This window comes from Kocuria rosea, assembly GCF_023715525.1.
Classification (GTDB): Bacteria; Actinomycetota; Actinomycetes; order Actinomycetales; family Micrococcaceae; genus Kocuria; species Kocuria rosea_A.
Genome location: NZ_JAMBOG010000005.1, coordinates 153,714 through 172,700 on the forward strand (window position 1 = coordinate 153,714; position 18,987 = coordinate 172,700).

Below are 18,987 nucleotides of genomic sequence, written 5' to 3' on the forward strand. Positions count from 1 at the left end.
CGGGGCTGCCGGGGGCGGCGCGGGGTGGGGCGGGTGTCGGGGATAAGGACCTGCTGGCCGTCGGCGACGGGGGCGGCGAGGTTGACGCCCTCGGTGACGGCCGCCCCGGTGAGCCCCCCGGCGGCCTCGACCGCGTCCACGACCCGGTCCCCGGGCCCGACCTCCACGACGCCGGGGCGGGCGACCTCCCCGGTCACGTGCACGAGCAGCGTCCCACCCGGTGAGGGCGCCGCGGAGGGCCCGGCGCCCGGTGAGGCGGAGGGCCCGGCGCCCGGTGGGGCGGAGCCGCCCGGGGCGGCAGGAACGGGCGGGGCTCCGGGGGCCGCGTCGCCGGCGGAGCCGGGACCGAGCACCGCCCACGCGGGGACCGCCAGCGCGGCCAAGACGAGCAGCAGCAGGGACCGCGGCACCCGGGTGCGCGCGGCGACGTGCCACCGGTGGGCGGGGCCCTCCGTCCCGGACGGTGCGGGCCCGGGGGCCGCGGGCGGGAGCCTCGGCCAGCAGCGCGGACAGCCGCCCGGGCGGGCTGCCGCCCGGCCCGGTCCGCCCGGTGGGCTCAGGAGGCCCGGTGGGCGGGGGCGGCCCGGTCCGCTCGGTGGGCTCGGGGGCCCGGTCCGCTGAGCGGGCTCGGCGGACGGCGGGCGGCGTCGGCTGGGGTGGACGGTGCCGGTCATGGTGCCCAGCCAACGCCCTGGGGGTCCGCCACGGAGCGGCCCGGACCCGGGTTGGGGACGGCGCGGGCGGACGAAGGGCTCTGGGGAGCCCGGACGCCGGGGCTCAGCGCCGCCGGGCGACGGAGGGCGGCAGTGCGGGGAGGCGGTGGCGCTCGACGACGGCGGCGCACGCGCCCGGGCCCACATGGGCCGCCAGGACGGGCGGCAGCGGGCAGACCACGAGCCGCGCGCCGGGCCGGTGCGCGGCCACGAGCTCCTCGCCGAGCTCCCGGGCGGCGGGCCCGTCGCCCAGGTGGTGCATCACCAGCACCGGGTCCCGGGGCTCCGCGGCGGCCAGGGCCGCGCCCACCAGCGCGCCGAACCGGGCCCGGGCGGGCGCGCCGGGCGTGCCGGCGGGCACGAGCCTCCCGCCGGCGACGCTCAGCAGCGACCCCGGCTGCGGGAGCGCGTCCGGCGCGCCCGGGCCGATCCGCCCGCCCCGGCGCAGGGGCTCGAGGGAGGGCACCCACAGCAGCAGCGCGGCGTCCCGGCTGCCCTCGCGGGCGGCGGCGGCGACCTGCTCCCCGTCCGCCCCGGTCCCGGCCGCGCGCCACGCGCTCTGCACCCCGAGCCCCTGGGCCATCGCGGCGGTACGGGAGTCGACGACCGTGACCGGCACGTCGACGCCCTGCCGGGCGATCCGGGCCGACCCGGCCGTCCCCGACAGCTCCCCCGACAGGTGCACGGAGACGATCCCGTCGTACCCGGCGTCCTGGAACTGCTGGTAGACCCGCCGCAACCGGCCCGGGGACGGCCGCGACGTGGTCACCGGCCGTCCCTCGGCGACCGCCCGGAGCAGCTCCTGCGGGGTACCGTCCCCGGGAGCGGGCAGGGGCCGGCCGTCGACCAGCACGGGCAGCTCCACGACGGCGAGCCCGCCTTCCCGCGCGGCGGCCTCCCGCCAGGCGGGGGGCAGGGCGGCGGCGTCGTCGGTGACGACGGCGGTCCGGCGCGGGCCCACCACCCGGCTCAGGCGACGATGTTGACGAGCTTGGGCGCGCGCACGATCACCTTGCGGATCTCGGCATCGCCCAGCTGGCGGCGGATCGCCTCGGAGGCCAGGGCGAGCTCGCGCAGGGCGTCCTCGGTGATGTCCGCGGGCACCTCGAGCCGGTCCCGGACCTTGCCCTTGATCTGCACGACGGCCGTCACGGTGTCGTCCACGAGCAGGGCGGGGTCGACCGCGGGCCAGCCGGCGACGACGACGGAGCCCTCGTGGCCCAGGGCGTGCCACATGTCCTCGGCGGTGTACGGGGCGACGAGCGAGAGCAGGACCGCGACCGCCTCGACGGCCTCGCGCACGGCGGGGTCGGCGGGCCCGCAGCCGGAGTCGATGGCCTTGCGGACCACGTTGACGAGCTCCATGGTCTTGGCGACGACCACGTTGAACTTCCCCCCGTCGAGCAGCTGCGCGGCGTCGTCGACGGCCCGGTGGGCGGCCCGGCGCACGGCCTGGTCCCCGGCGGCCCGGTCGGTGCCGGGCGCGGAGGCGACGTCCTGGGCCAGGCGCCAGGCGCGGGCCAGGAACTTCTGCGCGCCCTGCGGGGAGACGTCCGCCCAGTCGACGTCGTCCTCGGGCGGGGACGCGAAGACCATGGTCAGGCGCACGGCGTCGACGCCGAACTCGTCGAGCTGCTCGCCGAGGTCCACGCCGTTGCCCAGCGACTTGGACATCGCCTTGCCGCCGTTGAGCACCTGCCCCTGGTTCAGCAGCGCCTTGAACGGCTCGGTGAACTCCACGAGGCCGAGGTCGTAGAGGACCTTGGTGAAGAACCGGGAGTACAGCAGGTGCAGGATGGCGTGCTCCACCCCGCCCACGTACTGGTCCACGGGCAGCCACCTGCGGGTCTGCTCGAGGTCGAACGCGGCGTTCTCGTCGGTGGGGGACGCGAAGCGCAGGTAGTACCAGGAGGAGTCCACGAACGTGTCCATGGTGTCGGTGTCCCGCTGGGCGGGCCCGCCGCACGCCGGGCACTCGACGTTGACCCATTCCTCGGCGGCCGCGAGCGGGGAGCGGCCCTTGGGGGCCAGCTGCTCGCCGCGCAGGTCGTCGGGCAGCCGCACGGGCAGCTGGTCCTCGGGCACGGGCACCTCCCCGCACGCCGCGCAGTGGACGATCGGGATGGGAGCGCCCCAGAACCGCTGGCGGGAGAGCAGCCAGTCGCGCAGCCGGAAGTTGACCCGGCGCTCGCCGGTGCCCGCGGCCTCGACCACGGCGACGGCGCGCTCGATGGCCTCGGTCTTCTCCAGCCCGGACAGCTCCCCGGAGTTGATCAGGGTGCCCTCGCCGGTGGTGGCGATCCCGGTGACGGCCGGGTCCTCCTCGCCGGTGTCCAGCACTGCGCGCACCGGCAGGCCGAAGGTGCGGGCGAAGTCGAGGTCGCGCTGGTCGTGGGCGGGCACCGCCATGATCGCGCCCGTGCCGTAGTCGGCGAGCACGTAGTCGGCGGCCCACACGGGCAGCCTCTCCCCGGTGAGGGGGTTGAGGGCGTGGCGGCCCAGGAACACCCCGGTCTTCTGCCGGTCGGTGGCCTGGCGCTCGATGTCGGACAGCGCCTTGACCTGCTCGCGGTAGGCGGCCAGCTCCTCGGCGTGCTCGGGGGCGACGATCTCCTGCGCCAGGTCCGCGTCCGCGGCGACCACGAAGAAGGTGGCGCCGTAGAGCGTGTCGGGGCGGGTCGTGAACACGGTGACGTCGCGGTCGGTCCCGCCCTCGCCGGCGCCCTCGATCGTGAAGTGCACGTGGGCGCCCTCGGAGCGGCCGATCCAGTTGCGCTGCATGGCCAGCACGCGCTCGGGCCAGTGCCCCTCCAGTTGCGCCATGTCGTCGAGCAGCCGGTCGGCGTAGTCGGTGATCTTGAAGTACCACTGGTTCAGGGCCTTCTTCGTCACCGGGGTGCCGCAGCGCTCGCACGCGCCGTTGACGACCTGCTCGTTGGCGAGCACCGTCTGGTCCTTGGGGCACCAGTTGACCGGGGAGTTCTTGCGGTAGGCCAGGCCCTTGGCGTGGAACTGCAGGAACAGCCACTGCGTCCACCGGTAGTACTCCGGGTCGGAGGTGTGGATCTCCCGGGACCAGTCGGCGCTGATCGCGTAGCGCTGGAAGGAGGCCTTCTGGGTCTCGATGTTCGCGTAGGTCCACTCGGCGGGGTGCGCGTCGCGCTTGATCGCCGCGTTCTCGGCCGGCAGCCCGAAGGAGTCCCAGCCGATCGGGTGCAGGACGTCGTAGCCGCGCTGGCGCCAGTACCGGGCCACGACGTCGCCCATCGCGAACGCCTCGGCGTGGCCCATGTGCAGGTCCCCGGAGGGGTAGGGGAACATGTCCAGCACGTAGCGGCGTTCCCGGGACCCGTCGTCGAGCGGCTCGAAGACCTTCTGCTCCGTCCAGAACGAGGGCCACTTCGCCTCGATGGCGCGGAAGTCGTACCCGGTGGTCTCGGTCGTGTGCAGCTGTTCGGTCACGGTCCTCGCCTTCGCGGTCGGTGGGACCGGCGCCGGCCCGGGTGCGGGCCGCGCACGGTCGTGTGGGCGGCGCGCGGGCATCACGGGGCCCCGGCGCGCGCCGACGGTGGTAACGGTGGTGGAGTCCGTCCCATGGTAGCCCAGCGGCACCGGCGCCCCGGCCCGCGGTCCCCCACCCGCCCGCTAGCATCGTCAGCGGGCCGCGACCACCGGGCGAGCACCGGCCCGCAGGGAGGAACCATGCCGGACACCGCGCCGGGCACACCGCCGGACACACCGCCGGACACCGCGCCGGGCACCCCCGCGCCCCGGGTCCGGCTGCACGACCCGTACGCCGAGCGGCGCAGCGTCGTGCTCGACGGCCACCGGGTGCGCTACTGGTTCTACGACGTCGACCGCACCCCCAAGCCCCTGCTCGTGCTGGTGCACGGGTTCCGCGGCGACCACCACGGCCTGCAGCTGATCGCCGACCGGCTCCGGGACCGCTACCACGTCGTCGTCCCCGACCTGCCCGGCTTCGGCCGCTCCGAGCCGTTCCCCGACCGGGCCCACGACGTCGCCGGCTACGCGGGGTTCCTGCACCGCTTCCTCGAGACCCTCACCGGCGGCGCCGTGCACGACGGCCCCGCCCGGGACGGCACCGGGCCCGGCGTCGCGCTGCTGGGCCACTCCTTCGGGTCCGTGGTGGCCGCCCACTTCGCCGCCGCCCACCCCGCCATGGTCGAGCGGCTGGTGCTCGTGAACCCCATCTGCGAGCCGGCCCTGGAGGGCTCCCAGGCGGCGCTGAGCCGCCTCGCCGTCGCCTACTACCGGCTGGGCCGGGTGCTGCCCGCCGGCCTCGGCCGGCGGCTGCTGGCGAGCGGGACCGTCACCGACGCCATGAGCGAGGTCATGACCAAGTCCCCGGACCCCGCGGTGCGCCGCTACGTGCGCCACCAGCACCGGGCCTACTTCTCCGCGTTCGCGAACCGGGACGTGCTGCTCGAGGCGTACCGGGCGTCGGTCTCCTCCACCGTCGCGGAGGTCGCGATGCAGCTGGGCATGCCGACGCTGCTCGTCGTCGGCGCGGACGACGAGCTCGGCTCCGTGGCCGCGCAGCGGCGGATGGCTTCCTGGATCCCCCGGCGCCGCCTCGAGGTCCTCGACGGGGTCGGGCACCTCATCCACTACGAGGCCCCCGAGCGCACGGCCGAGCTCGTCCACGACTTCCTCGCCTCCCCCGCCCCCGAGCCCACCGTCGCCCCCCAGCCGGCCGGCGCCCCGCCTCCCGGCAGCGGGCCCGCCGCCCTGCACCGGGAGCTGCCGCCCGCGGACCTCAGCGCCCCGACCACGGGACCGTTCACCGGCCCGTTCACCGCGCCCCTGACCGGGCTGCAGCGGGCCGTCCGCCGCCGGCGCCACGGGGGGTCCCGCCGATGAGGCTGCTCATGGACGCCCGCTACACCCGGCTGGGCCGCCACGACGGGATCAGCCGCTACGGGGCGGGGCTGATCGAGGCCACGGCCGGGCTCGCCGCCACCGACCCGGACCTCGACCTCGCGATGCTCGTCAGCGACCCGCGGCAGCTGGCCATGCTCCCGGACGTCCCGCACGTGCTCGGACCCTCCCCGGTCTCGGCGGCCGAGGCCGCCACGGCCTTGGTCCTCAACCGGCACCGCCCCGACGTGGTCTTCTCCCCCATGCAGACCATGGGCTCCGCGGGCCGCCGGCACGGGCTCGTGCTCACCCTGCACGACCTCATCTACTACGACCACCCCCAGCCCCCCGCCGACCTGCCGGCACCCGTGCGCGCGGGCTGGCGGCTCTACCACCGCGCCTGGTGGCCGCAGCGCGTGCTGCTCGACCGCGCCGACGCCGTCGTCACCGTCTCCGCGACCACCCGGGAGCTCATGGCCGCCCACCGGCTCACCCGCCGGCCCGTGCACGTCGTGCCCAACGCCCCGCAGCCCGGCTCCGTGCTGGGCGACGCCGAGGCCCTCGCCCGGCTGCCGGGCCGGGAGAAGCTGCTGCTCTACATGGGCGCGTTCCTGCCCTACAAGAACGTCGAGACGCTCGTCCGCGCGGCGGGACGGCTGCCCGACCACGAGCTGCACCTGCTCTCCGGGATCTCCCCGTCCCGGCGGGCCGAGCTGGAGGCCCTGGTGCCCCCGGGCGCGCGGGTCGTGGTCCACGACGGGGTGAGCGAGGACGACTACGCCGCGCTGCTCGCCCGGGCGTCCGCGCTGCTGACCGCCTCCCGGGCCGAGGGCTACGGCCTGCCGGTCGTCGAGGCGCTCGCCGCCGGCACCCCGGTGGTGTGCAGCGACCTGCCGATCTTCCGGGAGGTCGCCGGCTCCGGCGCCTCCTACGCGCCCGCCGGCGACGACGCCGCCTTCGCCGCCGCCGTGCGCGCCCTCGAGGACCCGCAGCGACGGCGCACGCAGGTGCTGGCCGGGCTGGAACGGGCCCGGGCGTACTCGTGGGTCGACTCGGCGCGCACCCTCGTGGAGGTCGCCCGCGGCGTGCACGAGCGCCGCTCGGCCCGCCGGTGACCGCGCCCGGCCCGGGCCGCGGTCAGGCGCGTCAGGGCAGCGGCCAGGTGTGCACCGGCGCGTTGCCGTCCATGTGGCCCGCGTAGAGCCCGAGCATGCGCCGCAGCGCGGTGCGCCGGTCCGCGCCCCGGGCCTCGAGGCGCTCGACGGCGCGCGTCTGCCACGTCGCTCCGGTGACCCCGGCGACGCAGCGCGCCTCGACGATGCCGAGGTAGCGCTCGCGCACCTCCGGCGCCACGCCCCACTCCTCGAGGCCCTGGTGGGCCAGCGGCAGCAGGTGGCGCAGCACCAGCTCGTCGGCGCAGACCTCCCCGAAGCCGGGCCAGTAGAACCTCGCGTCGATGCCGTCCCGCGCCGCCCGGGCGAAGTTCTCGGCGCACGCCGCGAAGCTCATCCGCGTCCACACGGGCCGCTCCTGGCGCGCCAGCACGCGCACGGCGCCGTAGTAGAACGCGGCGTTCGCGAGCACGTCCGCGATCGTGGGCCCCGCGGGCAGCACCCGGTTCTCGACCCGCAGGTGCGGGATGCCGCCCACGACGTCGTAGATCGGCCGGTTCCAGCGGTAGACGGTCCCGTTGTGCAGCCGCAGCTCGGACAGCTGCGGGGCCACGCCCGCCAGCAGCTTGGCCATCGGGTCCTCGTCGGAGCACTCGGCGAGCAGCGCCGGGAAGTAGCGGACGTTCTCCTCGAACAGGTCGAAGATCGAGGTGATCCAGCGCTCCCCGAAGAACACCCGCGGGCGCACGCCCTGGTTGCGCAGCTCGACCGGGCGGGTGTCCGTGGCCTGCTTGAACAGCTCGATCCGCGTCTCGGCGTGCAGCCGCCGGCCGAAGAAGAACGGGCTGTTCGCGGCCAGCGCGACCTGGGGGGCGGACAGCGCCTGGGCGGCGTTCCAGTGGGCCGCGAACTCCGACGGGGCGACCTGCAGGTGCAGCTGGACGCTCGTGCACGCCGACTCGGGGGCGATCGAGTCGCACCACGTCTCGACCCGCTCCCCGGTCGGGCCCGCGATCTCTAGCCGGATGTCCTCGCCGCGCGCCACGAAGATCGAGTCGTTGAGCGCCGCGTAGCGGTTGTTGTCGCTGATCCACTCCTGCTGGTAATGCTCGGGCATGATCGTGGGCAGGATCCCGATCGCCAGCAGCCGCGAGCCGATCTCGCGGGCCTTGGCGTCCGCCGCGTTGAGCGAGGCGCGCAGGTCCTCCTCGAGCTCCAGGGCGGCCCGGCCGGGCAGCGGCCGCGGCGGGACGTTGAGCTCGATGTTGTACTGCGCCAGCTCCGTCTGGTAGCCGGGGTCGGCGATCGCCGCGAGCACCTCGGCGTTGCGGAAGTGCGGGTCGAAGCGCTCGTCGACGAGGTTGAGCTCGATCTCCAGCCCGGTCATCGGCCGGTCGAACTCGAAGGAGCTGCGGGTGAGCATCAGCTCGAAGACGTCGAGGTCCCGGCGGACCTTCTCCCGGTAGCGCTGGCGCTCCTCCCGCGTGTAGCTGCGGGCGCGGACCTCATCTCCCACGGTGACCTCCCGGCGTGACGGCCGCGGCGGCGCCGCCGCGTGGGACCAACCAACCACACCCGGGCCCGCCCGCCAAGGCCCCGGCGGACCGGGGCGCTCAGAGCAGGTCGGTGACGTCGCAGCGCACGTGCACGGGCGGGTGCTTGCGCAGCGCGGAGGCCTTGGCCCGGGCGGCCCGCAGCCGGCGGGTGACCTCCCCGGCGATCCCGTAGCCGAAGAACAGCAGCACCCGGTGCGGGGCCGGCTCCCCGCCGGGGCCCGGCTCGTGGTCCTCGAGGGGGGTCGGGCCGATCACGCGCACGGCCCCGGGCAGCTCGAGGTCCGCCAGGAACGCGGCGACGGCCGCCGCCGGGCCCGTCAGGGCCGCCGAGCGCACCGCGGGCGGCAGGCCCAGGGCGTGGCGCTCGGCGAGCTCGCGCTCGGCGTGGCCGGCGGGGTCCCAGCGCACCAGGGCCCCCACCGCGCTCTCGTGCTCCGCGGTGACGACCACGACCCCGCCGTCCCGGGCCCGGCGCACGAGAGCGGCCGCGTTGCACCAACGGCGCAGCGTCTGCTCGGCCGCCCGCAGGGCCGGGCGCATGAGCATCTGGTTGCCGTCCAGCAGCAGGGCCGCGGCGTAGCCCCCCTCCGCGACCGGCTCGGCCCCGGGGGTCGCCACCACCAGCGCCGGGGCGGCGCCCACCTCGGGGCGCACGGCGTCGCCCGAGGAGGCGACCACGGGCACCTGCGGGAACGCCCGGCCCAGCTCCTCGGCGGTGCGCAGCGCCCCCACCGTGACCAGGCGCATCCGCCGGGACCCGCACGCGGTGCACGTCCAGCCGTGGGCGGAGCGCCCGCACCACCCGCAGCGCGGGACGCCGCGGCGGGAGCCGACCCCCAGGGGGCCCTCGCAGTGCCGGCAGCGGGCCGGCTCGCGGCAGCGCTCGCACGCCAGGTGCGGGGCGTAGCCGGCGCGGGCCACCTGCACGAGGACCGGTCCGTGCTCCAGTCCGGCCCGGGCGGCGCGGAAGGCGGTCTCCGGCAGCCGCGCCCGGCTGGCCAGGGGGTCGCGGGCGGCGTGGAAGGAGTCGGCGGTCGAGACGATCCGCGGCATGAAGGCGCGCAGCACGTCCCGCTCCGGGGCGATCCGCCGGGCCCACCCGGTGCTCACGAGCCGCTGCGCCTCGGGGCTCACGGCGTGGCCGGCGAACAGGGCGGCGCACCCGCTGCGCCCGGCCCGCAGCAGCAGCACGTCGCGGGCGTGCTGGTAGGGCGCGCGCTGCTCCACGAGGTTCTCGTCGCCGTCGTCCCAGCAGCACACCAGCCCCAGGTCGTCGACGGGGGCGTAGGCCGCGGAGCGGGTGCCCAGCACCACCCGCACCCGGCCGGTGGCCGCGGCGAGGAACGCCCGGTAGCGGGGCGTGGGCCCGTCGTCGGCGTGCAGTCGCACCAGGTGCTCGGCGCCGATCTCGTCGGCCACCGCGCGCTCGAGCCGGGCCAGCGCCTTCTGGTCGGGCACGACCGCCACGGCCCCGCGCCCGGCCCGCCAGGCGGCGCCGACGGCCGCGGCGAGCACGTCGGTCCAGTCGTGGGCCGGGTGGGCCGGGAGCACCTCGGCCACGGCCCGGGGCGCGCCCCCGGCGGTGAGCTCGGCCAGGAAGGCGGGCCCGCCGGCGTAGTCGGCCAGCGCGGCGTCGTGGGAGGGGGCCGGGGCGTGCGGGGACAGGCCCGTGGAGTGCCCGGGGTCCTCGGCCAGGCGCTGCTCGAGCTCCTTGTCCACGCGCGCGACCCGCGGCGGGACGGCCACGCGCACGACGTCGGCGACCGTGCCGGCCGAGCGCGCGGCCACGTCCTCGGCCAGCCGCGCGATCTCGGGGGACAGGACCGGCAGCGCCGAGAGCACCCGGCGCAGCGGCTGCAGCCGCTGCCTCACCTGGGAGTCCGCGACGCGCTCCAGGACGAAGCCGGTGAGCTCCTGGCCGGCGAAGCCCACCTTGACGCGGGCCCCGGGCACGGCGGCGTCCGCGAGCTCGGCCGGCACCGCGTAGTCGAACGGGCGGTCCAGGTGCGGGACGTGCGTGTCCAGCAGCACCCGCGCCACGGGGTCGCGCTCGGCGAGGAGCGCGGCACCCACGCCCTTCGCGTCGGGCCGTGCCGGGCGCGGGGGGAACCCCGTGAGGAGGGACAGCTGCCGCGGGGTCTGCGCGGCGGCCGGGGACTCCTCCGGGGACACGGTCACACCCCGGCGGCGGAGCGCAGGTCCTCGACGCGGTCGGTGCGCTCCCAGGTGAACTCGGGGTCGGTGCGGCCGAAGTGCCCGTGCGCGGCGGTGCGGGCGTAGATGGGGCGCTTGAGGTCGAGGTCCTCGATGATCGCCAGCGGGCGCAGGTCGAAGACCTCCCGGATGGCCCGCTCGATGCGGGCCGGGTCGACCGTCTCGGTGCCGAACGTCTCGACGTAGAGCCCCACGGGGGCGGCGCGGCCGATGGCGTAGGCGACCTGCACCTCGGCGCGCTCGGCGAGGCCCGCGGCCACCACGTTCTTGGCGACCCAGCGCATCGCGTACGCGGCGGAGCGGTCCACCTTCGAGGGGTCCTTGCCGGAGAAGGCCCCGCCGCCGTGGCGGGCCATGCCGCCGTAGGTGTCCACGATGATCTTGCGCCCGGTGAGCCCGGCGTCGCCCACCGGGCCGCCCCGGACGAAGTTGCCGGCGGGGTTGATGATCACCTGGGTGGCGGATAGGTCCAGCCCCGACTCCTCGAGCACGGGGGTGATCACGCTCTGCCGCAGGTCGGAGGCGAGCTGGTCGAGGTCGTAGCCCTCGACGTGCTGGGAGGAGACCACCACCGTGTCCACCGCCACCGGGCGGTGGCCGTCGTAGCCCAGGGTGACCTGGGTCTTGCCGTCGGGGCGCAGCCCGGGCAGCACCGCGGTCTTGCGCACGCGGGTGAGCTGCTCGGAGAGCCGGTGGGCGATCCAGATGGGCGCCGGCATGAGGACCTCCGTCTCGTTGGAGGCGTAGCCGAACATGATGCCCTGGTCGCCGGCGCCCTGGGCGTCCCGGGCGTCGACGGCCGTGCCCTCGCGCACCTCGAGGGAGTTGAACACGCCCTCGTAGATCTCCGGGGACTGCTCGCCCACGCTGATCGACACGCCGCAGAACTCGCCGTCGAAGCCGTGCACCGAGGAGTTGTAGCCGATGTCCAGCAGGCACTTGCGCACCACGTTGGGGATCTCCACGTAGCCGCGGGTCTTGACCTCCCCGGCCACGTGCACCAGCCCGGTGGTCACCATGGTCTCGACGGCCACGGAGGACTCGGGGTCCTGGCGCAGCAGGTCGTCGAGGATGGAGTCGCTGATCTGGTCGCAGATCTTGTCGGGGTGGCCCTCCGTGACGGACTCGGAGGTGAACAGTCTCAGGTGCTGGGTCGTCTCGCTCACGGGAGACCACACTACCCGCCGCCCCGGACGGCACAGCGCGGCCGGCGGCACAGCGCGGGCGGGCCGGGGCTGCGGCGGGCGCTCAGGCGCGCACGGCCGCCAGCTCCTGCGCGATCCGCTCGACGAGGCCGCGGGCCACGTCGGCCTTGGTCCCCTCGAGCACCTGCTCCGGGCCGCCGGCGGCGGAGAGCACGGTGACGGCCGTGGCGTCCTGGCCGAACACGAGGTCCTCCCCCACCTGGTTGACGGCCAGCAGGTCGCAGCCCTTGCGGACGAGCTTCTGCCGCCCGAACGTCAGGGGGTCCGTCCCGTCGTCGCCCGTCTCGGCGGCGAAGCCCACCACGAGCTGTCGGCGGCGGGCGGTGTTGCGCAGGTCCACGAGCTCCCGCAGGACGTCCGGGTTGCGCACGAGCCGGATGACGGGGTCGGACCCGTCCTCGGCCTTCTTCATCTTCGCGGCGGCGACCGTCGCGGGGCGGTAGTCGGCGACGGCCGCGGCCATCACCACGACGTCAGCGCGCGCGGCCGCGCGCACGCACGCCCGGCGCAGCTGCTCGGCCGTGCCGACGTGCACGACCTCGACCCCCGGGGGCACGAGGGTCTCCAGGTGCGCGGCCACGAGCACGACGTCGGCGCCGGCGTCGCGCGCGGCGGCCGCGAGGGCCACGCCCTGCTTGCCCGAGGAGCGGTTGCCGAGGAAGCGCACCGGGTCCAGCGGCTCCCGGGTGCCGCCGGCGCTGACGAGCACGCGGGCACCGGCCAGCGGGCCGGCCGCGGCGTCCTCCTCGCGCGCCACCAGGCGCAGGGCGGCGGCGTGGATGAGCTCGGGGTCCGGCAGCCGGCCCGGGCCCGAGTCGGGGCCGGTGAGCCGGCCGACGGCGGGCTCCAGCACGGTGTGCCCGTGGGCGCGCAGCAGCGCGACGTTCGCCTGCGTCGCCGGGTTGAGCCACATCTCGGTGTGCATGGCCGGGGCGAACAGCACGGGGGCCCGCGTGGCCAGCAGCGTGGTCGTCAGCAGGTCGTCGGCGTGCCCGTGCGCGGCGCGGGCCAGGACGTCGGCGGTCGCCGGGGCCACGACGACGAGGTCGGCGGACTGCCCCTGGTGGACGTGGTTGACCTCGTCCACCCGCTCGAAGACGTCGGTGCTCACCCGCTGCCCGGACAGGGCCTCCCACGTGGGGGCGCCCACGAACTTCAGGGCGGACTCGGTGGGGACGGGCACGACCGTGTGGCCGCCCTCGGTGAACAGGCGCAGCAGCAGGGCGGCCTTGTAGGCGGCGATGCCGCCGCCGACGCCGAGGACAACCCTCACGCGGCGACCGCCCGCCGGGCGGGACGGGTCCGGCTCACAGGTCCCGGAGGTCCCCGGGGGCCTGGCCCGGCTCCGGCGGAACGGAGTCGCCCGCGTCGCCGGCACCGTTGTCGGGGGTGTCCTGGAGCCCGCCGGGCAGGTCGCCCAGGGGGTCCCCGGAGGAGAAGTCCACGGCCGCGTCGGCGGAGAACGGGGTGTCGGCGGTGAACGCCGCGGCGTCGTCCTCGGTGCCCTGGGCGAAGAAGTCGGCGCCGAAGACGTCGGCGGCCAGATCCTGCTCCGTGGTCAGCTGCCCGTTCTCGGCGAAGCCGGCGTGCTCGACGGGACGGCCCTCGATGAGCGCCTCGTCGATCTCACGGAAGGCGATGGACAGCGGCTTCTCGTTGAGCTGGGTGTCGACGAGCGGACCGACGTACTCGAACAGGCCCTCGTGCAGCTGCGAGTAGTAGGCATTGATCTGCCGGGCACGGCGCGCGCCGAAGATGACGAGCCCGTACTTGGAGTCGGACTTCTTCAGCAGGGCGTCGATCGGCGGGTTGATGATGCCTTCGGTGTGGGATGACAAGCGATTGCTCCAAACGAGGTGGACGGGGATCAGGATGTCTGCTCGGGGTCGAGGCCCATGAGCGACACGAGTTCGGCGGCGGCGCGCTCGACGCGGTCGTTGACGACGGTGTGGTCGAACTCCGGCTCGGCCGCGAGCTCCAGTTTAGCGGTTTCCAGCCGCTGCCGCTGTTGCGCCGGGGTCTCGGTGCCCCGGCCCACGAGCCGGGCGACCATCTCGTCCCAGCTGGGCGGGGCCAGGAACACGAAGTTCGCCTCCGGCATGGTGCTGCGCACCTGGCGGGCCCCCTGCAGGTCGATCTCCAGCAGGACGCTGCGCCCCGTCTCGAGCGCCTGCTCCACGGTGGAGCGCAGCGTGCCGTAGCGGTGGGAGTTGTGCACGACGGCCCACTCCAGCATCCGGCCGTCGCGGACCATCACGTCGAACTCGTCGTCGGAGACGAAGAAGTAGTGCACGCCGTCCGTCTCGCCCGGCCGGGGCGCGCGCGTGGTCGCGGAGACGGAGAGCCAGACCTGCGGGTAGTGGTCCCGGACGTAGGTCGAGACGGTTCCCTTGCCCACGGCCGTGGGGCCGGCGAGCACGGTGAGGGACGGGCGCTCGGCGCGGGGCGCGGCAGGGCTCACGGAGATCCTCCTGGGGGTGGGGTGGTCCTCCCAATCTAGCCGATCCGGCGCCGTGGTCCCGACGGCGCCCGCCGGGGCCCCCTCCGGTCCGCGGACGGGGGCGGGGCCGGCGGGCGCCGGGCGGGGCTCAGCGGTCGAAGTACTCGATCAGGGCCTTGCGCTGGTGCACGCCGAGCCCGCGCAGCCGGCGGGTGCGGGCGATGCCGAGATCGTCCATGATGGCCGCCGAGCGGACCTTGCCGATCCCGGGGGTGGACTCGAGGAGGTCCGAGACCTTGAGCCGGCTCACGGCCTCGTCCCGGTCGGCGCGGTCCAGGATCTCGGCGATCGTCAGCGAGCGCTCCCGCAGGCCCTTCTTCACGTCGGCGCGGGCCGTCCGCGCCTTCGTGGCCTTCTCCCGCGCAGCGGCCCGCTCGTCGTCGGTCAACGGACGCAGTGCCATGTAGTTCCTCCTCGTCACGACGGGCCGCAGCCCCCGCCCCGCGGTGGGACGGACAGCCCGTTTGCTAAAGAAACTACATGAGTAACGATGGATGGTAAACCACCGCAACCGTGGCGTGACCAGGGAAGTCAGCCGCGGGGGACGCCCCGCGGCTCAGCCCAGGGCCTCCGCGAGCTCCCCGGCCGAGCGCCGCACCGCCTCGCGCAGCCCCGCGACGGAGGGGCCCTCGCGCAGGATCGCCCGGCTGGAGGTGGCCAGCACCTGCGCGCCGGCGCGCCCGAAGACCGCGGGCAGGTCCGCGGCGCGGGCGCCCTGGGCCCCGTAGCCGGGCGCAAGCAGGGGCCCGCGCACGGCGGTGAGGTCGATGCCGAGCGCGCCCAGGGCGTCGCCGACGGTCGCACCCACGACGAGCCCGCACGAGCCGAGCGCACCGCGCCCGGCGGTCGTGGTCCCGGGCGCACCGGCGTCCCCGAGCAGCCGCGCGTTCTCAGCGGCGGCGGCCTCGCACACGGAGCGGGCCACGGAGGCGTCCCCGCCGACGTGCTGGACGGAGCGGCCCTCGGGGTTGGACGTCAGCGCGAGCACGAACGTGCCGCGGCCCGTGCGGGCGGCGAGGTCCAGGGCCGGGCGCAGCGACTCGAAGCCGAGGTAGGGGCTGAGCGTCACGGCGTCGGCCGCCAGCGGGGAGCCCTCCCCCAGCCACGCCGCGGCGTAGGCGTCCATGGTCGAGCCGATGTCCCCGCGCTTGGCGTCGGCCACGCTGAGCAGCCCGGCGGAGCGGGCCGCCCCCAGCAGCTCCTCGAGGGCCGCGAGGCCCGCGGCCCCGTAGGCCTCGTACAGCGCCACCTGGGGTTTGACCGCCGCCGCGTGGCCCGCGGCGGCCTCGAGGGCCGTGAGGCCGAAGCGGCGCAGCCCCTCGGCCGTGCGGGGCAGGCCCCAGGCGTCCAGCAGGCCCGGATGCGGGTCGATGCCCACGCACAGGGGCCCGTGCTCGTCCATGGCCCGGCCCAGCCGCGCGCCGAAGGGGGCGCGGTCGGGTCCGGCGCTCGGCGTGGCCGGCACCGACGGGTCAGGCACCGACGGGTCAGGCACCGACGACCTCCGGCTCCTGGGGGCGCAGGATCGCGCGCAGCCGCTCCTCGTGCTCCTGCAGGCTCGTGACGTCCCACGTGTAGGAGCGCAGCGCGGTCACGGCCTGCAGCGCGGCCCCGAGCACGGAGACCGTGGTCATCACCGGCACGCCCACGCTGGTGGCCGCGGCCCGGATCTCGTAGCCGTCGCCGCGGGCCTCCCCGCCGGCGGGGGTGTTGAAGACCAGGTCGACCTCCCCGGCGGTGATCAGGTCCGCGATGGTGCGCTCCCCCGCGGCGGCCTCCCGGATCTTGCGCACCACGGTGGCCTCGATGCCGTTGCGCCGCAGTACCTCGGCGGTGCCGCGCGTGGCGAGGATCTCGAAGCCGAGGTCGCGGAACATCCGCACGTAGACGATCGACGCGCGCTTGTCCCGGTTGGCGACCGAGACGAAGATCCGCCCGCCGGTGGGGAGGGAGACGTTCGCGGCGGCCTGGGCCTTGGCGAAGGCGGTGTCGAAGTACTTGTCCAGGCCCATGACCTCACCGGTGGAGCGCATCTCCGGGCCGAGCAGGGAGTCCACCACGGCGCCCTCGGCGGTGCGGAACCGGGCGAAGGGCAGCACGGCCTCCTTGACGGCCACGGGGGCCGAGGCGGGCAGGGTGGATCCGTCGGTGCGCTCGGGCAGGTGGCCCTGCTCCCGCAGCCGCGCGATCGTCGTGCCGACCCCGATGAGCGCGGCCGCCTTGGCGAGCTGCACCCCCGTGGCCTTGGAGACGAACGGGACGGTGCGGGAGGCCCGCGGGTTCGCCTCGATGACGTAGAGCAGGTCGGAGGCCACGGCGAACTGGATGTTGATGAGCCCGCGCACCCCCACCCCGCGGGCGATGGCCAGGGTCGCCTCGCGCACGCGCTCGACGACGTCGGGGCCCAGCGTGATGGAGGGCAGGGTGCACGCGGAGTCACCGGAGTGGATGCCGGCCTCCTCGATGTGCTCCATCACGCCGCCCACGTACAGGTCCGTGCCGTCGTAGAGGGCGTCCACGTCGATCTCGACGGCGTCCTCGAGGAACTTGTCGATCAGCGCCGGCCGCGACGGGGAGACCTCGGTGGCGTTCTCGAGGTAGCGCGCCAGGGCGGGCTCGTCGTAGACGATCTCCATGCCGCGCCCGCCGAGCACGTAGGAGGGGCGCACGAGCACGGGGTAGCCGATCTCGTCGGCGATCCGCTTGGCGTCCGCGAAGGTCGAGGCGGTGCCGTTGCGGGGCTGGCGCAGCCCCGCCTCGGCGAGCACGCGGGCGAACTCCCCGCGGTCCTCCGCGAGGTCGATGGCCTCGGGGGTGGTGCCGAGGATGGGCACGCCCGCGGCCTTGAGCTGCGCGGCGAGCTTGAGCGGCGTCTGCCCGCCCAGCTGCACGAAGACCCCCAGCAGCCCGCCGGTGCGGCGCTCGGCGTCGACGACCTCCATGACGTCCTCGAAGGTCAGCGGCTCGAAGTACAGCCGGGTCGAGATGTCGTAGTCCGTGGAGACGGTCTCCGGGTTGCAGTTGACCATGACGGTCTCGTACCCGGCCTCGCGCAGCACCATGGACGCGTGCACGCAGGAGTAGTCGAACTCGATGCCCTGCCCGATCCGGTTGGGCCCGGAGCCGAGGATCATCACGGACGGCTGGTCGTGCCCGCGGATCTCGGACTCCTCGTCGTAGGAGGAGTAGTGGTACGGGGTGAACGCCTCGAACTCCGCGGCGCAGGTGTCCACGGTCTTGTAGACGGGACGGATGCCCAGGGCGTGGCGCACCCCGCGGACCACGGCCGGGTCGATGTGGACCAGGGCGCCGATCTGCTCGTCGGAGAACCCGTGGCGCTTGGCCAGGCGCAGGGTCTTGGGGGTGAGGTCGGTGTCCTGGCGCACGACCTCGGCGACCTCGTTGAGCAGCACGAGCTGGTCGAGGAACCAGGGGTCGATGCCCGTGGCCTCGTAGAGCCGGTCCACGCCCGCCCCGGCCAGCAGGGCCTGCTGGACCTGGTGGATCCGCTCCGTGGTGGGCGTGCGGGCGGCGTCGACGAGCGCGTCCAGGCCGGCGGCGTCGAGCTCGGGAGCCGCGTAGGAGAAGGAGGAGCCCTTCTGCTCGAGGGAGCGCAGGGCCTTCTGCAGCGCCTCGGTGAAGTTGCGCCCGATCGCCATGGCCTCGCCGACGGACTTCATGGTCGTCGTCAGCGTGGGATCCGCGGCCGGGAACTTCTCGAACGCGAAGCGCGGGACCTTGACCACGACGTAGTCGAGGGTGGGCTCGAAGGACGCGGGGGTCTTGCGGGTGATGTCGTTGGGGATCTCGTCGAGCGTGTAGCCCAGGGAGAGCTTGGTCGCGATCTTGGCGATCGGGAAGCCCGTGGCCTTGGACGCGAGGGCCGAGGAGCGGGAGACGCGCGGGTTCATCTCGATGACGACGACGCGGCCGGTGTCCGGCTCGATGGCGAACTGGATGTTGCACCCGCCGGTGTCCACGCCGACCTCGCGGATCACGGCGATCGCGATGTCGCGCAGCTTCTGGTACTCGCGGTCGGTGAGCGTCATGGCCGGGGCCACGGTGATGGAGTCGCCGGTGTGCACGCCCACGGGGTCGAAGTTCTCGATGGAGCACACGACCACGACGTTGTCGTTCTTGTCGCGCATCATCTCCAGCTCGTACTCCTTCCAGCCGAGGATCGACTCCTCGAGGAGCACCTCGGAGGTCGGGCTGTACTGGATGCCGGCCCCGGCGATGCGGTGCAGGTCGGCCTCGTCGTAGGCCATGCCCGATCCGAGCCCGCCCATCGTGAAGGACGGGCGCACCACCATGGGGTAGCCGAGCTCCTCGGCGGCGGCGAGGGCCTCGTCCATGGAGTGCACGATCACGGAGCGGGCGGACTCGGCGCCGCAGCGGGCGACGACGCCCTTGAACTGCTCGCGGTCCTCGCCGAGATTGATGGCCTCGACGTTCGCGCCGATCAGCTCCACCCCGTACCTGTCGAGCACGCCGTTGGCGTCCAGGGCGATCGCGGTGTTCAGGGCCGTCTGCCCGCCCAGGGTGGGCAGCACCGCGTCGGGGCGCTCCTTGGCGATGATCTTCTCGACCACCTCGGGGGTGATGGGCTCCACGTAGGTGGCGTCCGCGAACTCCGGGTCGGTCATGATGGTCGCCGGGTTGGAGTTGACGAGGATCACGCGGATCCCCTCCTCCTTGAGCACCCGCAGGGCCTGCGTGCCCGAGTAGTCGAACTCGGCGGCCTGCCCGATGACGATCGGGCCGGACCCGATGACGAGAACGCTGTTGAGATCTGTCCTGCGCGGCATG

The 18,987-nt window shown here is 75.1% G+C and carries 13 protein-coding genes and 1 pseudogene; 2 read left to right on the forward strand and 12 right to left on the reverse strand.

All coding sequences use genetic code 11. The features are described from left to right. Nucleotides 1-59 precede the first annotated feature (59 nt). The 3 genes and pseudogenes from M3185_RS17520 to leuS all read right to left on the reverse strand — a co-directional run. Nucleotides 60-860: pseudogene (locus M3185_RS17520) on the reverse strand (SLBB domain-containing protein); the annotation flags it as partial. Continuing rightward, entirely contained in the window at nucleotides 778-1,677 is a 900-nt protein-coding gene (locus M3185_RS05350; RefSeq protein WP_251332639.1) for a DegV family protein, read from the reverse strand. The pseudogene M3185_RS17520 and the gene M3185_RS05350, both read right to left, overlap by 83 nt. Nucleotides 1,678-1,682: 5 nt before the next feature. Continuing rightward, nucleotides 1,683-4,175: a leucine--tRNA ligase gene (gene leuS, locus M3185_RS05355; RefSeq protein ID WP_251332640.1), complete on the reverse strand. Its 2,493-nt coding sequence runs from the start codon at nucleotides 4,173-4,175 to the stop codon at nucleotides 1,683-1,685. Between the two features lie 240 nt (nucleotides 4,176-4,415). Here leuS and M3185_RS05360 point away from each other — a divergent pair, with 240 nt between their 5' ends. Both M3185_RS05360 and M3185_RS05365 read left to right on the forward strand, forming a co-directional pair. Next, nucleotides 4,416-5,594, forward strand: coding sequence for an alpha/beta fold hydrolase (locus tag M3185_RS05360; RefSeq protein ID WP_251332641.1), 1,179 nt, complete (start codon nucleotides 4,416-4,418; stop codon nucleotides 5,592-5,594). Further along, a complete protein-coding gene (locus tag M3185_RS05365; RefSeq protein ID WP_251332642.1) occupies nucleotides 5,591-6,706 on the forward strand; it encodes a glycosyltransferase in 1,116 nt (371 codons plus the stop codon). The genes M3185_RS05360 and M3185_RS05365 overlap by 4 nt, the downstream gene beginning before the upstream one ends. A gap of 31 nt (nucleotides 6,707-6,737) precedes the next feature. Here the strand turns inward: M3185_RS05365 and M3185_RS05370 are convergent, their stop codons facing one another. The 9 genes from M3185_RS05370 to carB all read right to left on the reverse strand — a co-directional run bounded on the left by M3185_RS05370 (nucleotide 6,738) and on the right by carB (nucleotide 18,986). Beyond that, on the reverse strand, nucleotides 6,738-8,219 hold the full coding sequence (locus M3185_RS05370; RefSeq protein WP_251332643.1) for a glutamate-cysteine ligase family protein: 1,482 nt from the start codon (nucleotides 8,217-8,219) through the stop codon (nucleotides 6,738-6,740). 97 nt (nucleotides 8,220-8,316) lie between these two features. Next, complete coding sequence (locus M3185_RS05375) at nucleotides 8,317-10,431, reverse strand: primosomal protein N' family DNA-binding protein (RefSeq protein ID WP_251332644.1); 2,115 nt, start codon at nucleotides 10,429-10,431, stop codon at nucleotides 8,317-8,319. 2 nt (nucleotides 10,432-10,433) lie between these two features. Next, a complete protein-coding gene (gene metK, locus M3185_RS05380; RefSeq protein ID WP_251332645.1) occupies nucleotides 10,434-11,639 on the reverse strand; it encodes a methionine adenosyltransferase in 1,206 nt (401 codons plus the stop codon). A gap of 82 nt (nucleotides 11,640-11,721) precedes the next feature. Then, complete coding sequence (gene coaBC, locus M3185_RS05385; RefSeq protein WP_251332646.1) at nucleotides 11,722-12,951, reverse strand: bifunctional phosphopantothenoylcysteine decarboxylase/phosphopantothenate--cysteine ligase CoaBC; 1,230 nt, start codon at nucleotides 12,949-12,951, stop codon at nucleotides 11,722-11,724. Nucleotides 12,952-12,985: 34 nt separating this feature from the next. Beyond that, nucleotides 12,986-13,516, reverse strand: coding sequence for a DNA-directed RNA polymerase subunit omega (rpoZ, locus tag M3185_RS05390; protein WP_251332647.1), 531 nt, complete (start codon nucleotides 13,514-13,516; stop codon nucleotides 12,986-12,988). 29 nt (nucleotides 13,517-13,545) lie between these two features. Continuing rightward, nucleotides 13,546-14,139, reverse strand: coding sequence for a guanylate kinase (gene gmk / locus M3185_RS05395; protein WP_251332648.1), 594 nt, complete (start codon nucleotides 14,137-14,139; stop codon nucleotides 13,546-13,548). A gap of 127 nt (nucleotides 14,140-14,266) precedes the next feature. After that, the gene (mihF, locus tag M3185_RS05400; RefSeq protein WP_251332649.1) at nucleotides 14,267-14,581 is read right to left on the reverse strand and encodes an integration host factor, actinobacterial type; all 315 of its coding nucleotides are present in this window, start codon (nucleotides 14,579-14,581) and stop codon (nucleotides 14,267-14,269) included. A gap of 153 nt (nucleotides 14,582-14,734) precedes the next feature. Further along, entirely contained in the window at nucleotides 14,735-15,673 is a 939-nt protein-coding gene (gene pyrF / locus M3185_RS05405) for an orotidine-5'-phosphate decarboxylase (protein ID WP_308222174.1), read from the reverse strand. Next, on the reverse strand, nucleotides 15,666-18,986 hold the full coding sequence (gene carB, locus M3185_RS05410; protein ID WP_251332650.1) for a carbamoyl-phosphate synthase large subunit: 3,321 nt from the start codon (nucleotides 18,984-18,986) through the stop codon (nucleotides 15,666-15,668). Before carB ends, pyrF begins: the two co-directional genes overlap by 8 nt. Nucleotide 18,987 lies beyond the last annotated feature (1 nt).